The sequence below is a fragment of the Microbacterium sp. AG238 genome (genome assembly GCF_003610405.1).
GTDB lineage: Bacteria > Actinomycetota > Actinomycetes > Actinomycetales > Microbacteriaceae > Microbacterium.
Map to the genome: position 1 here is coordinate 70,977 of NZ_RAQC01000002.1, position 13,421 is coordinate 84,397.

A 13,421-nucleotide genomic window follows, 5' to 3' on the forward strand; every position below is an offset into this window, starting at 1 on the left:
TCGCCTCAGGCCTGCAGCTGCTCGCGGGGCTTCGGCCGGGCCCAGCGGGCCGGCAGGTCCGGTCCGTCCCACACCTGCACGATGCCCCACACGACGGCGGTGATCGGCACGGCGAGCAGCGTTCCCAGGATGCCTCCGATCGCGGTGCCGGCGGTCAGGGCGACGAGCACGACGAACGAGTGCAGCTTCATCGTGCGGCCCATGAGCACGGGCTGCAGGAAGTTGCCCTCGAGCTGGTTGACGAGCACCACCGCCCCGACGACGAGCACCGCGTTGAGCGGACCGTTCGCGACGAGCGCGACGAGGGCGGCCAGGATGCCGGCGAGCGTCGCACCCACGATCGGGATGAAGGCCAGGAGGAAGACGAGGACCGCGAGGGGGAGGGCCAGCGGCACCTGGAGCACGAGCAGGGCGATGAAGATGCCGGCTGCATCGACGAAAGCGACGGCGGCGGTGCCGCGGATGTACGAGCCGAGCACGACGACCGTCTTGTCGCCGATGCGACGAGCGCGCTGCTCGTTCGAGCCGCGGAACGGGCGCAGGAGGAACGCCCACATGCGGGGTCCGTCCTTGAGGAAGAAGAAGAGGATGACCACGAGCAGCACCGCACCCGTGATGAAGGTCGCCACGGCACTCACGCCCGCGATGGCGCCGGAGCCGAACTGGGCGCTCGTGACGAAGTCGCCGAGGGCACCCAGCCATTCGTCGATCTGCTTCTGGTCGATCGAGAAGGGGAGCGTCTGCGCCCACGCGATGAGCTGCTGGAAGCCCTCCTCGGCCTGCGAATACAGGTCGTCCCACTGGTCGCGGACGGCCCAGACGATCAGCCACGACAGACCGGTCAGCAGGACCACGATCGTGAGCAGGGTGATGATCGTCGCGAGCAGCGACGGCACGCCGTGGCGCCGCATCCAGCTCATGGCGGGAGCGAACGCGCACGCGAAGATGAGCGCGAGGATCAGCGGGATCGCGACGACGGACACCTGCCGCAGGACGTAGACGATGCCGATGGCGAGGATCACCAGGACGATGATCTGCACCCCGCGGATAGCGAGCCGGCCGAATCCGTCGGCCCACAGCCCCGTGGGCGGCCGTTCGGCATCGCGATCGATGGCATCCGCCAGCACGGTCTCGGGCCGTGGGCTCCGTCGGAACAGACTCATGACGACGACGGTAGCGGACGGCGACGACGATGACCCGGGGTTGCGTTCGTGGGGCACGTGCGACAGTGCCGGGCTGCGGCGGTCACCTCCGCGGCTGCTCCCGTTCACCGTCGCGTCGCCGGGAGGTCGCCGCGCGGCCACCCCCGCCGACGACCGTGGAGGTGCCGCCCGCAACGCGGCGGCTTTCGCACCCCCCCAGATACGAAAGAGGATCTCCATGCACCGGAGAGCGCACACGCGCGCCTGCACCCTGACCGCGGCGAGCGTCGTCGCCGGTCTCGTTCTCGCGTCGGCCCCGGCCGTCGTCGCGAGCGCAGCCGATGCCGACGCGGCATCCGTTCCGAAGAACGTCATCCTGATGATCTCGGATGGCGCGGGCTACAACCAGTTCGACGCCGCGAGTCTGTACGAGCATGGCACGAGCGCGCATCAGGTCACCGTCGATCCCGGGACCGGCGCGATCGCGCACGGGGCGGCAACGCCGGGTCAGGTCTACGAGACCTGGCCCGTCCAGGTCGCCCAGTCGCACTACTCGGCATCGGGCCGGGCGGAGTACGTCACCGAGAAGGCATGGGGAGACTTCGGCTGGGTCGCTTCTGGCGCCACCGACTCCGCCGCAGCGGGCACGGCGCTCGGAACCGGTGTGAAGACGAACAACGGGACCCTCGGCTTCGAGCCCGGCGGCGATCGCCTGCTCACCGTGGGCGAGCAGGCGCAGGAGGTGGGCAAGAAGGTCGGGCTCGTCACCTCCGTGCCCTTCAACCACGCCACTCCCGCGGGCTTCATCGCCCACAACGCCGACCGCAACGACTACCAGGGCCTCGCGACCGAGATGATCGACAGCGGCGTGGACGTCCTCATGGGTGGCGGTCACCCGATGTACACCGACGCCCACGAGCCTCGTCCGGCCGATTGGACATGGATCGCGCAGACCGACTACGAGCGCCTCTCGACCGGAGCGACGCCCTTCAGCTTCATCGACGACAAGGCCGACTTCGAAGCTCTCGCCGCCGGAACCGCCACTCCCGACAAGGTGTTCGGTCTCGCGCAGGTCGCCGAGACCCTGCAGTACAACCGCCCCGGACTGGCGAACGACGCCGCGCCGCCGTACACCGATCCGGCTAACGACGTGCCCGACCTCGACACCCTCGCCCGCGGGGCGCTGAACGTTCTCGACACGGGTGACGAGGGCTTCTTCCTCATGGTCGAGGGCGGCGCGGTCGACTGGGCCGGCCATGCGAACCAGACCACCCGCCTCATCGAGGAGCAGATCGCCTTCAACGACGCCGTCGAGGCCGTCGAGTCGTGGGTCGAGGAGAACAGCAGCTGGGACGAGACGCTCGTCGTCGTCACCGCCGACCATGAGACCGGCTATCTCGCCGGTGCAGGGTCCGGGCCGGAGACCGGGTGGACGCCGATGACGGGAACGGCGGGGCAGCTCCCCGACCTGACGTGGCACTCGGGCGGACACACGAACGCGCTCGTCCCGCTCTTCGCCAAGGGTGCCGGGGCTGAAGCGCTCGAAGCGCGGGCCGACCAGTGGGATGCCGTCCGCGGCGCCTATCTCGACAACACCGCGATCGGCGAGACCATCTTCGACTTCCTCGGGCACGGGGAACGGAGCTCGGCCGATGCCGTCGCACTCGAGGCCGCCATCTCGGGCCAGCCGGCGGACGGTGCGCTCAGCCTCAGCGTCGCCGGACACGGCGAGCGCGTCGCGTTCGGCGGCTCCGGGGCGAAGCTGGATGCGACGATGCCGCTCGTGACGGTCGCCGACACGCGCAACGAGGTCCGCGCCCAGGGACGCGGCTGGACACTCGCGGGATCGGCGACGGACTTCGTGGCCGGCAATCGCACGCTGGCGGCGGAGAACCTCGCGTGGGCGCCGCGCATCGTCCGATCCGAGTCGGGCGCCGCCGCGGGCGGCCGGGCGACGCTCGACTCGCCTGCGACGCTCGCCACCGCCGACCGGACGTCGCGTATGGGAACGACGGTGGTCGGCGCCGATCTGGATCTGACGGTGCCCGCGGACGCTGCCGGCGGCCGTTACGGCAGCGAGATCACGCTCACCCTGTTCGCGCAGGACTGACCGGTCCACGCGACATCGATGCATCGGCGGGGGGCGGGCTTCGGCCCGTCCCCCGCCCCCAGCTCACCGGAGACCTCATGCCCCGCGTCCTCCTCATCCGTGCCGTGCTACTGGCAGCAGGCGTGCTCGCCGCGCTCACGGCATCCGCATCGCTCACCGTCGTCCCGGCATCGGCCGCGGCGCCGGAGCCGCCCACGATCGAGTGGGGGGTCGTCCCCGCCGACGCCGCCGGCCCCGACGGCAGGGTGTCACTGCGCCACACGATCGACCCGGGCGGCGCGATCACCGATGCCATCGCGGTCACCAATCACTCGATAGAGCCCGCGGTGTTCACCGTCGCCGCCGGCGACGGTGTCGTGGGCGCCGACGGCGCGTACGACGTCCGTGCCGACGATCCGGCAGCCGGCGGAGCCTGGATCGACGTCGGTGGGGTCGACGGCGACGGCCTCGCGCTCGCCGCGGGCGAGACCCGGGTGCTCCCCGTCACGATCACGGTGCCGGCGGATGCGACGCCGGGGGATCACCCGGCCGGGATCGTCGTGGGCCTCAGCGCCGCGGAGTCGGGGGTCACGGTGACGCACCGTGTCGGCGTGCGCGTGCATCTGCAGGTCGCCGGCGAGATCGCTCCGATGCTCAGCGTCGACGCTGCCGCGGCGAGCTTCACGCCCTCGTGGATCCCCTTCGCTCCCGGCACCCTGACGGTCGAGTACCGCGTGACCAACACCGGCAACGTCCGGTTCGGGGCGAGCGTCGCCGCCGACGCTGCGGGCCCGCTGGGGCTCATGCCCGGGGGCGGGACCGCCGCGGCGTTCGAGGTGCTGCCCGGCGGCACGGCGACGCAGCGCATCGAGCTGCCGCTCGCGCCGCTGTTCTTCGCCGCCGGCGAGATCACCGTCACCCCGGTGTCGCTCGGCGACGATCGCGTGCCGCTGCCCGAAGCGGCATCCGCGGGGTTCTCGACGCCGGCCGTGGCGTGGTCGTCGATCGCCGTCGTCGCGCTGGGGGCGGGGATCATCGCGCTCGTGGTGAGTATCTTCGTGCGCCGACGCGCGCGGCGGGTCAGGTGAACGCGCCGACTCCGGTGATGTCGCGGCCCAGCAGGAGCGCCTGGACGCTCTCCGTGCCCTCGTAGGTGTGGATCGCCTCGATGTCGGCCATGTGCTGCATGACCCCGTTCTCGAGCAGGATGCCGTTGCCTCCGAGGAGGTCGCGCGCGGTCTGCGCGATCCGTCGCGCGGCCCGGGTGTTGTGGTACTTCGCCAGCGACGCCTGCGTCGGCCGCAGGCCGCCGGTCGTTTCGAGGTCGGCGAGCCGGCGGCAGTAGAGCTGCATCGCGGTGAGCTCGTCGAGCATCTGCGTGAGGCGTTCCTGCACCATCTGCGAGCGGGCGAGCGGCCGACCGAACTGGATGCGCTCGCCGGCATAGGTGACCGCCGCCTCGTAGCAGGCGGTCGCGTGTCCCAGCGCAGACCACGCGACGCCCGAACGGGTGGCGTAGAGGACGGTCGAGGCATCCCGGAACGATCGCGTGCCCGCGAGGACGGCGTCGGCCGGAAGCCGCACGTCGCGCAGCGCGACATGCGCCTGGTGGATGCCGCGCAGCGACGCCTTGCCCGCGATGACGGTGCCGGTGTAACCGGGGCGGTCCTGCTCGACGAGGAAGCAGCGCACGGAACCGTGCAGCTCATCGCCCTCGTCGTCGACGCGTGCCCAGACGAACGTGATGCCGCCCGACGCCCCATTGCCGATCCACTTCTTGGCTCCGCGGAGCACCCACTCGTCGCCCTCGCGGCGGGCGACGGTCTCGAGCGAGACCGAATCCGAGCCGTGGTCCGGCTCGGTGAGCGCGAAACTACCCAGAACCTCGCCCCTGGCGAGCGGCCGCAGCCAGCGCTCCTGCTGGTCAGGAGACCCGAACAGGGCCAGGGTGCGCAGCGCGAGCCCGCCTTGGACGGCCTGCGCCGTGCCGAGCGAGCCGTCGCCGCGCGAGATCTCCATATTCACCAGGCCGGCGCCCAGCGGGGTGATGCGCGTGAGACCCGGGTGGTCGATCCCGTCGACGAAGAGGTCGAGCTCGCCCATGCGGCGGACGAGGTCGAGCGGGTAGGTCGCGGTGTCCCAGGCGCGCTGCATCCGGTCGCCGACCTCGTCGACGAACGTGCGGGCGCGGTCCCACGCGGCGCGGTCGGCGTCGTCGACGTCGGCGAAGACGCCGTAGTAGTCGGTGTCGCGGCGGCCCGTCAGGGCGTACGAGGCGACGCGCTCGCCGGGGAGTGCGTCGAGGTCACGGTCGGCTTCATCGCTCATGGCATCCAGTATCACCCCGAACGACACTGAGTGTCACGCCGGCGCCCAGGGTCGGTCAGGAGAGCTCGGACCGGATGCGGCGGGTGACCTCCGCGAGCGGCATCCGGCGAGGGAAGACGGCGACGACGACGTCCTCGTCGGCCGGAGGCTCGCCGTCCGGATGCACCCCGAACCGACGCAGCAGATCATCGAGCGCGGCGTGGACCGTGAGCCGGGTGACCGTGTCATCGCCGCGGAGCAAGCGGCGCAGGACGTGATTGTGGACGGCGGTCACGGCCGCGCTGAAGCCGACGAGCTCGGCGGCATCGAGCTCGGGCAGACGCGCACGCAGATGATCGCCGAACAGCCGTTCGTAGCGGAAGACCATGACGATCTCGCGGTCGCGCAGCGCCGGGACGCCGCGCACCACGCGGTATCGCCGCCGGGCGAGCTCGACGTCGGCGGCGAAGTGGTCGAAAGCTGCGAGCGCGGCATCGCACACCGCGCGCCACGGGGTCTCGTCCGTCGTCTCGAGCAGCTCGCGCAGCGCCGCGATAGCGACGTCGTGGTCGGCGAAGACCACATCGTCCTTGCCGCCGTATTGCCGGAAGAACGTCGATCGCGACAGACCGCCCGCCCGAGCGATGTCGTCGACCGAGGTGCGTTCATATCCCTGCTCGTCGAACAGGGCGACGGCCGCGGCCACGAGGGGGTCGCCGGGGGTGCGGGAGGCCTCGGTCATGGGCACCGAGCCTAGTGTCAAGTCGCTTGTCGCCGTCCGCTGCGCGGCGTTGACTGCGGGCATGACGCCGCTGTGGAAGACCGATGTGTCCGCGCCCACCGGAACGCCGTTCGAACCGGGGCGGCGTCACGATGTCGTCATCGTCGGGGCAGGGCTGACCGGGCTCGCGACCGCGCTCGAGCTTGTCCGCAGCGGCATGGATGTCGCGATCGTCGAGCGCGGCGGCATCGGCGAACTCGCGTCGGGCTCGAACACCGGAAAGATCTCGCTGCTGCAGGGCACGACGCTGTCGTCGTTGCGCCGGCATCACCCGGCATCCCTCGTCCGTGCCTACGCCGACGCGAACCGCGACGGCTTCGAGTGGATCACCCGTGCTGCCGACGAGCTCGGTGTCTCGACGACCGTCCGCACCGCGTACACCTACGCTCACGGTGCCGACGGCGTGGCGTCGGTGACGGAGGAGTACCGCGCGGCCCGTGAAGCGGGCCTCGCCGTGCGTCTCGCCGGTCCCGAGGAGCTCGCGGCCGGTCCCGTCCGCATGGTCAGCGCCGTCGCCCTGGACGATCAGCGCGCGATCGACCCGATGAGCCTGTTGACGGCACTGGCTACCGCGTTCGTCGCCGCCGGCGGCCGGCTGCATCTGAACACGGCGGTGCGGCGCGTGCGGGTCGTGCCGCGGCCCCGGGTCGACACCGAGGCCGGCACGCTGTTCGCCGCGAAGATCGTGCTGGCCACGGGGGCGCCCCTCACCGATCGCGGACTGTACTTCGCGAAGGTGAGCGGGATGCGGTCGGCGTGCGTCTCGTTCGACCTCGAGGGCGAGGTACCCGACGGCATGTACCTCTCGGCCGACAGCCCGACCCGGTCGGTGCGCACCGTGACGGCCGCCGACGGCGCGGGCGGCGGAACGGATGCGGCGCCGCAGCTGATCGTCGGCGGCGCCGGTCACCCGGTCGGCCGAGTCGAGAGCGAGCTGGCGATGCTCGAGGAGCTCGTCACGTGGGCGCGGGAGACGTTCCCCGTGGGGACGGAGACCCACCGCTGGTCGGCGCAGGACTACACCTCGCACAACCTCGTGCCGTTCATCGGGGTGATGCCCCGCTCGCTCGGGCGCGTGCGGTTCGCGACCGGCTACGCCAAGTGGGGGTTGACCAACGCACCCGCTGCCGCGTTGCGCATCGCCAGCGAGCTGCGCGGCGAGAAGATGCGCGAGCGCCCGACATGGATGACGGTCATCGGCACGCGCCTCACGGTTCCTGCCGACCTCGCTCGCGGCGCGACGGAGAACGCGAAGGTCGGGGCCGCCGCTGCGCGCGGCTGGGTCGGCGCGGCGACGCGATCCACGCCGGTCGAGCAGCCGGCAGAGGGCCAGGGCACCGTAGCGCAGCATCATGCCCGGCCTGTGGGCGTCTCGACGGTCGACGGTCAGACGCGGGCGGTCAGCGCGATCTGCCCGCACCTCGGCGGCGTGCTCGAGTGGAACGACCTCGAGTGCACGTGGGACTGCCCTCTGCACGCATCACGGTTCACCCCCGACGGCGAGCGCATCGAGGGCCCCGCCTCGACGGGCCTGCGGCGGCTGGGCTGAGAGGCTCAGTCGCGAGCGAGAAGCTCTTCGCGCACCTGGCGCCGGAGCACCTTGCCGATGAGCGACCGGGGCAGATCGTCGACGGCGATGATCCGGCGCGGCACCTTGTACGCCGCCAGCCGCGTGCGGCAGAAGTCGCGCAGACCCTCGACATCGAGCGTGGCGCCGTCGCGCAGCACGACCGCGGCGACGACCTCCTCACCGCCCGATGAGCGCGGGGCGGCGACGACGGCCGCGGCCTCGACATCCGGGTGGGCGTGCAGGGTGTCTTCGACCTCGCTGGGCGAGACGTTGAACCCGCCCGTGATGATGAGCTCCTTGAGACGGTCGACGATCGAGACGAAGCCGTCGGGCGACACGACGGCGATGTCGCCGGTGCGCAGCCAGCCGCCGGGCAGAAGCGCATCGGCGGTCTCGGCGGGGCGTCGCCAGTAGCCCGAGAACACCTGTGGTCCGCGCAGGAGAAGCTCGCCCTCTTCGCCCGGCTCACGGTCGACGGAGGGGTCGTCGGGGTCGACGATGCGGATGTCCGTGCTCGGGAACGGGACACCCACGGTGCCGGGACGGCGCGAGGGGCCCATCGGATTGCCGAGCGCGACGGGGGAGGACTCGGTCATCCCGTATCCCTCGACGAGCAGGCCCCCGGTGGTGTCCTCCCAGCGGCGGACCGTGGCGACCGGCAGGCTCATCGCCCCCGAGATCGCGAACCGTACGCGCGAGAGGTCGATCGCGCCGCGGGATGCCGCACGCGCGAGCTGGTCGTAGATCGGCGGCACAGCGGGGAGGAACGTCGGCGGGCTCTTCTTCGCGGCATCCGCCATGAGGCCCACGTCGAACTTCGGGAACAGCACGAGCTTCGCCCCGATGCTCATCGCGAACGTCAGGCAGAGCGTCATGCCGTAGGCGTGGAAGAGCGGCAGAACGCCGTAGAACGTCTCGTTGCCCTCGACGAGTCCCGGCACCCACGCGCGACCCTGCATCGCGTTCGCCCGGAGGTTGCGGTGCGACAGCACGGCGCCCTTGGGGATGCCCGTGGTGCCGCTGGTGTACTGCAGCAGCGCGGTGTCGTCGAGGCTCGGCCCCGCCACACGCCGCGACACCGCGCGGCGGTGGAGGAGCCGCGACCAGGGCAGCGCGTCCTTCGTGCGCGGCTTCGCCGTCAGCTGCGCCCGCGACTCCCGTGCCTTCGCGACGGGCAGCCGCAGGAGCATCCGCTTGCCGCGGGGGAGAGCCTCCGTGACATCGACGCTGATGATGCGCTCGACGCGCAGATCGGTCGGGAAGTCGGCGATGGTGTCGACGGTCTTGTCCCACACGATCGCGAACCGCGCGCCGTGGTCCTCGAACTGGTGCCGCAGCTCGCGCGCCGTGTAGAGCGGGTTGTGCTCGACCACGATCGCGCCCAGGCGGAGCGCCGCGTAGAACGCGATGACATGCTGCGGGCAGTTCGGCAGCACGATCGCCACCCGATCTCCGGCGGTCACGCCGAGCCGGCGCAGCCCCTCGGCGGCCCGGTCGACGCTGGCCCCGAGCTCGCGATAGGTCATCGAGGCGCCGAAGAACTCCAGCGCGGTCCGGTTGCCGTGCCGTGCGACGGTCGCGGCCAGCATCTCCGGCAGGGTCTGCGTGACCTCGTCGATCTCGGCGGGGACGCCGTCGGCGTAGGCCGACAGCCACGGGCGGGACTCCAGGGCGGTCATGTCACCATCCTGCATTCCAGGGCATGCCGGCCGCTGAATACGGCCTGGGGGTTGCGGGAGTGTCAGGTGGCCACGTAGAGCACGCCGGTGATGAAGAGGGTGATGATCGTGGTCCACATCACGATCGCGGCTCCCTGCCACAGGAGGACGATGCGCGGGGGCACCCCGGTGGCGGTCAGGGCGGCGGCGGTGAACTGCGTGGGCAGCAGGAGCGGGCCGAGCAGGCTCACGCCCGGGGTGCCGTAGCGGTGGTACGCCTTCTGGAACTTCTCGCTGCGGGCCGACTTCGGTTTCTCGGGTGCGCCGCCCCGCGTGGTGACGGCGGTGCGCACGCGCGCGGCGACGAGCACGACGACGGCGACACAGACGAAGTTGCCGATCGCGCCAGAGAGCGCGGCGACGACGGGGTGGATGCCGCCGATGATGCCGATGCCGGCGGCGCCCTCGCCCTCGATGAACGGCACCGCACCCGCGAGGGCGACGATGACGGGCTGGAGGATGTCGGGCATTCGGGCCACGAGGTCCTGGAAGCCGAGGATGAGGTCTGCAAGGGGATTGGTCATGGATCCATCCCAGCCGCGCCCGATCGCAGGTGGGAGTGTCGGGGCGTCACCCGCGACCGGGAGGTTCGGCGGCCTCGGCCATGACAAACGTCATGGTCGTACTCTGGCCTCGTGAACGACCGCGACCCTCGACCGGCATCCGCGCCGCGCAGCACGACGCTGGCCCGCGAGGTCGTGGCCACCTCGTGGTACATCGCCGCATCCATCGTCTTCTTCATGATCTCGGCGCTCGGCATCTGGAGCCTGTGGGCGCTGCTGGTCCGCACCCGCCTGGAGGATCCGGCAGTGATCGTCGGGTATGCGGCCGGCTCGGTCGCCGTCCTGGTCTCGACCGTCGTGCTGCTGTCGCGCTACCGCACCGACGGCGACGTGGGTGAGGCCGACCGGCCGCCCCGGCTGCGGCGGTTTTTGTCGTGGCCCGTCCTGGTGGGGGTGGCCGGATCGCTGCTCGTCGGCGTGACGACGATGACGGTGCTGTTCGCCGCCGCCGTCCTGGCCACGATCCTGTGCCTGGTGCGTTGGGGGCCCGGCATCCGGTGGCGCGGCGTGATCCTCGTCGAGGCCGCGCTCGTCGCGCTGTGGTTCGCGGAGCGGGCGCGCATCGAAGGCGCGCTCGAGGGCACGGGATCATTCGCCTTCGCCCTTCTCGTCTTCGCCGTCGCCCTCCCGGCCTCCATCGCGCTGTCGCTGTGGTCGTGGGACGTCGTGCTCGAGCTCGACCGCGCCCGCGCGACCGAGTCGCGTCTGGCGGCGACGCAGGAGCGTCTGCGCCTGGCGGGCGAGTTGCACGACCTGCAAGGACACCACCTGCAGGTGATCGCACTGCAGCTCGAGCTCGCCGAGCGGATGCTGGAGCGCGATCCGGATGCCGCGGGCGAGCAGATCCGTCTGGCTCGGGCATCCGTCGATGCGGCGCGGACCGGAACGCGCGAGCTCGCCGGGCGCTTCCGCGGTGTGCCGCTCCCCGACGAACTGGCCAACGCCGCCGATCTGCTGCGGGCCGCGGGGCTCGCGGTGCGGCTCGACGTCGCGGCCGACGCCGTTCTCGCCCCCGCCGACATCCTCGGTCCCGTCATCCGGGAATGTACGACGAACGTCCTCAAGCACGGCGGCGGTCGCTGGGCGGAGCTGAGGCTCGACCGCGACGGTGCGTACTGGCGTGTCGCCTTCGCCAACGATCCGGGTGCCGGGTCGGCTCTCGGTTCCGGCTCGGGCCTCGACGGCATCTCGCACCGGGTCGGGGTCGCCGGCGGCGACCTGCGCACCCGTCGCGACGACGATCGGTTCGAGGTCGTCGTCTCGATCCCCGCGGCTTCAGCTGCCGGGGCGGGGCGCCGGGAGCCGGCCGGGGAGGGGCTGCCGCAATGATCCGGGTGCTCATCGCCGACGACGAGGACATGATCCGCTCCGCCCTCGCCGCGCTGCTGCGCCTGGAGGACGATCTCGAGGTCATCGCGGAGTGCCGCGACGGCGAGAGCGCGGTCGAGCGTGCGCTCGAGCTCCGGCCCGACGTCTGCCTGCTCGACCTCGAGATGCCCGGCATCGACGGGGTCGAGGCGGCGGCCCGCATCCGCCGGCACGTCCCGGCTCGCTGCGTCGTGGTGACCCGGCACGCACGGCCCGGCGTCCTCCGGCGCGCCTTGAGCGCAGGAGTCGACGGATTCGTGCCGAAATCGCGTCGCGCCGACGATGTCGCCGCCGTCATCCGCGAGGTCGCCGCCGGGCGCCGGTACGTCGATCCCGAAGTCGCCGCCGACGCCCTCAGCGACGAGCGGAGCCCCCTGACCGACCGCGAACTCGACGTGCTGCGAGCGGGTGCGCGCGGCGAGACCATCGCCGAGATCGCGGCGACACTTCACCTGTCGGCGGGCACGGTCCGCAACCACGTCTCGTCCGTGCTCGGCAAGCTGCATCTCGCGACCCGTCAGCAGGCGGCGATCATGGCGCGCGAGCGCGGCTGGATCTGACTCGGCCCCCTTCGTTCGGCGGGGATCGGGCAGGGGCCGTCAGGCGCGGGTAGTAGGCTTTCCGATCGGGCGATATCTCGACATCGAGATTCTTCACGCCCATCACCCACCGTCGCCCAGCGAAGGATTGCAGTGGACCTTTACGAGTACCAGGCCCGAGACCTGTTCGAGAAGTACGAGGTGCCGGTGCTCGCCGGCATCATCGCCGACACCCCTGAGGAGGCGAAGGCGGCGGCCGAGAAGATCGGCGGCGTCGTGGTCGTCAAGGCTCAGGTCAAGACCGGAGGTCGCGGCAAGGCCGGCGGCGTCAAGGTCGCCAAGACCCCCGACGAGGCGTACGCCGCGGCCGAGGCCATCCTGGGCCTCGACATCAAGGGCCACGTGGTCCAGCGCGTCATGATCGCGCAGGGCGCCGACATCGCCGAGGAGTTCTACTTCTCGGTGCTGCTCGACCGCGCCAACCGCTCGTACCTGAGCCTGTGCTCGGTCGAGGGCGGCATGGAGATCGAGGAGCTCGCCGTCGAGCGTCCCGAGGCGCTCGCGCGCATCGAGGTCGACCCGCTGCAGGGCATCGACAAGGCCAAGGCCGTCGAGATCGCACGCGCCGCGAACTTCCCCGACGACCTCGTCGAGAAGGTCTCGGACGTCTTCGTCAAGCTGTACGACGTCTACAAGGGCGAGGGCGCGACCCTCGTCGAGGTGAACCCGCTGGTGCGCACCGGCGCCGGTGACATCGTCGCCCTCGACGGCAAGGTCTCGCTCGACGAGAACGCCAGCGAGGTGCGTCACCCCGAGCACGAGGCGCTCGAGGACAAGGGCGCCGCGGACCCGCTCGAGGCCAAGGCCAAGGAGTCGGGCCTGAACTACGTCAAGCTCGACGGTCAGGTCGGCGTCATCGGCAACGGTGCGGGCCTGGTCATGTCGACCCTCGACGTCGTCGCCTACGCCGGCGAGAAGCACGGCGGCGTCAAGCCCGCCAACTTCCTCGACATCGGCGGCGGCGCCAACGCCCAGGTCATGGCCTCGGGGCTCGACGTCATCCTCGGCGACGAGCAGGTCAAGAGCGTCTTCGTCAACGTCTTCGGCGGCATCACCTCGTGCGTCGCCGTCGCCGAGGGCATCGTCAAGGCCCTCGAGATCCTGGGTGACTCGGCGACCAAGCCGCTCGTCGTGCGTCTCGACGGCAACCAGGTCGACGAGGGCCGTGCGATCCTCGCCGACGCGAACCACCCGCTCGTGACCCTCGCCGCCGGTATGGACGAGGGCGCCGACAAGGCCGCCGAGCTGGCGAACGCCTGAGCTCCGGACGCGAAAAGGACCAAC

At 71.4% G+C, this 13,421-nt stretch carries 11 protein-coding genes; 6 read left to right on the plus strand and 5 right to left on the minus strand.

The window, feature by feature from the left end; genetic code table 11:
- Window positions 1-5 precede the first annotated feature (5 nt).
- Window positions 6-1,163 (minus strand): AI-2E family transporter, encoded by a 1,158-nt coding sequence (locus DEU36_RS11940; RefSeq protein WP_120265146.1) that lies wholly within the window; start codon window positions 1,161-1,163, stop codon window positions 6-8.
- 217 nt (window positions 1,164-1,380) lie between these two features.
- On the opposite strand from DEU36_RS11940, the gene DEU36_RS11945 reads away from it, so the two are divergent.
- Both DEU36_RS11945 and DEU36_RS11950 read left to right on the plus strand, forming a co-directional pair.
- Window positions 1,381-3,252, plus strand: coding sequence for an alkaline phosphatase (locus tag DEU36_RS11945; RefSeq protein WP_120264578.1), 1,872 nt, complete (start codon window positions 1,381-1,383; stop codon window positions 3,250-3,252).
- A gap of 77 nt (window positions 3,253-3,329) precedes the next feature.
- Window positions 3,330-4,319, plus strand: coding sequence for a hypothetical protein (locus DEU36_RS11950; protein ID WP_120264579.1), 990 nt, complete (start codon window positions 3,330-3,332; stop codon window positions 4,317-4,319).
- Here the strand turns inward: DEU36_RS11950 and DEU36_RS11955 are convergent.
- Window positions 4,312-5,559 (minus strand): acyl-CoA dehydrogenase family protein, encoded by a 1,248-nt coding sequence (locus DEU36_RS11955; protein ID WP_120264580.1) that lies wholly within the window; start codon window positions 5,557-5,559, stop codon window positions 4,312-4,314. The two genes, DEU36_RS11950 and DEU36_RS11955, sit on opposite strands and share 8 nt — an antisense overlap.
- A 55-nt stretch (window positions 5,560-5,614) precedes the next feature.
- Window positions 5,615-6,280 (minus strand): TetR/AcrR family transcriptional regulator, encoded by a 666-nt coding sequence (locus DEU36_RS11960; protein ID WP_120265147.1) that lies wholly within the window; start codon window positions 6,278-6,280, stop codon window positions 5,615-5,617.
- Between the two features lie 61 nt (window positions 6,281-6,341).
- Here DEU36_RS11960 and DEU36_RS11965 point away from each other — a divergent pair, with 61 nt between their 5' ends.
- Complete coding sequence (locus DEU36_RS11965; protein WP_120264581.1) at window positions 6,342-7,868, plus strand: FAD-dependent oxidoreductase; 1,527 nt, start codon at window positions 6,342-6,344, stop codon at window positions 7,866-7,868.
- Window positions 7,869-7,873: 5 nt separating this feature from the next.
- On the opposite strand, the gene DEU36_RS11970 is transcribed toward DEU36_RS11965, so the two are convergent.
- Window positions 7,874-9,568 (minus strand): long-chain-fatty-acid--CoA ligase, encoded by a 1,695-nt coding sequence (locus DEU36_RS11970; RefSeq protein ID WP_120264582.1) that lies wholly within the window; start codon window positions 9,566-9,568, stop codon window positions 7,874-7,876.
- A gap of 62 nt (window positions 9,569-9,630) precedes the next feature.
- A complete protein-coding gene (locus DEU36_RS11975) occupies window positions 9,631-10,131 on the minus strand; it encodes a small multidrug efflux protein (RefSeq protein WP_120264583.1) in 501 nt (166 codons plus the stop codon).
- Window positions 10,132-10,242: 111 nt separating this feature from the next.
- On the opposite strand from DEU36_RS11975, the gene DEU36_RS11980 reads away from it, so the two are divergent.
- The 3 genes from DEU36_RS11980 to sucC all read left to right on the plus strand — a co-directional run bounded on the left by DEU36_RS11980 (window position 10,243) and on the right by sucC (window position 13,397).
- Window positions 10,243-11,499 (plus strand): sensor histidine kinase, encoded by a 1,257-nt coding sequence (locus tag DEU36_RS11980; RefSeq protein WP_259455364.1) that lies wholly within the window; start codon window positions 10,243-10,245, stop codon window positions 11,497-11,499.
- Window positions 11,496-12,098, plus strand: coding sequence for a DNA-binding response regulator (locus DEU36_RS11985; protein ID WP_120264584.1), 603 nt, complete (start codon window positions 11,496-11,498; stop codon window positions 12,096-12,098). Before DEU36_RS11980 ends, DEU36_RS11985 begins: the two co-directional genes overlap by 4 nt.
- Window positions 12,099-12,230: 132 nt before the next feature.
- Window positions 12,231-13,397 (plus strand): ADP-forming succinate--CoA ligase subunit beta, encoded by a 1,167-nt coding sequence (gene sucC / locus DEU36_RS11990; RefSeq protein ID WP_120264585.1) that lies wholly within the window; start codon window positions 12,231-12,233, stop codon window positions 13,395-13,397.
- Window positions 13,398-13,421: the final 24 nt, after the last annotated feature.

What these genes read in the sequence shown, in the direction of transcription:
- DEU36_RS11955 (WP_120264580.1), bottom strand. Translation starts at nt 5,559, where the DNA reads ATGAGCGATGAAGCCGACCGTGACCTCGACGCACTCCCCGGCGAGCGC.
- DEU36_RS11975 (WP_120264583.1), bottom strand. Translation starts at nt 10,131, where the DNA reads ATGACCAATCCCCTTGCAGACCTCATCCTCGGCTTCCAGGACCTCGTG.
- DEU36_RS11950 (WP_120264579.1), top strand. Translation starts at nt 3,330, where the DNA reads ATGCCCCGCGTCCTCCTCATCCGTGCCGTGCTACTGGCAGCAGGCGTG.
- DEU36_RS11970 (WP_120264582.1), bottom strand. Translation starts at nt 9,568, where the DNA reads ATGACCGCCCTGGAGTCCCGCCCGTGGCTGTCGGCCTACGCCGACGGC.
- DEU36_RS11985 (WP_120264584.1), top strand. Translation starts at nt 11,496, where the DNA reads ATGATCCGGGTGCTCATCGCCGACGACGAGGACATGATCCGCTCCGCC.
- DEU36_RS11945 (WP_120264578.1), top strand. Translation starts at nt 1,381, where the DNA reads ATGCACCGGAGAGCGCACACGCGCGCCTGCACCCTGACCGCGGCGAGC.
- DEU36_RS11965 (WP_120264581.1), top strand. Translation starts at nt 6,342, where the DNA reads ATGACGCCGCTGTGGAAGACCGATGTGTCCGCGCCCACCGGAACGCCG.
- DEU36_RS11940 (WP_120265146.1), bottom strand. Translation starts at nt 1,163, where the DNA reads ATGAGTCTGTTCCGACGGAGCCCACGGCCCGAGACCGTGCTGGCGGAT.
- DEU36_RS11960 (WP_120265147.1), bottom strand. Translation starts at nt 6,280, where the DNA reads ATGACCGAGGCCTCCCGCACCCCCGGCGACCCCCTCGTGGCCGCGGCC.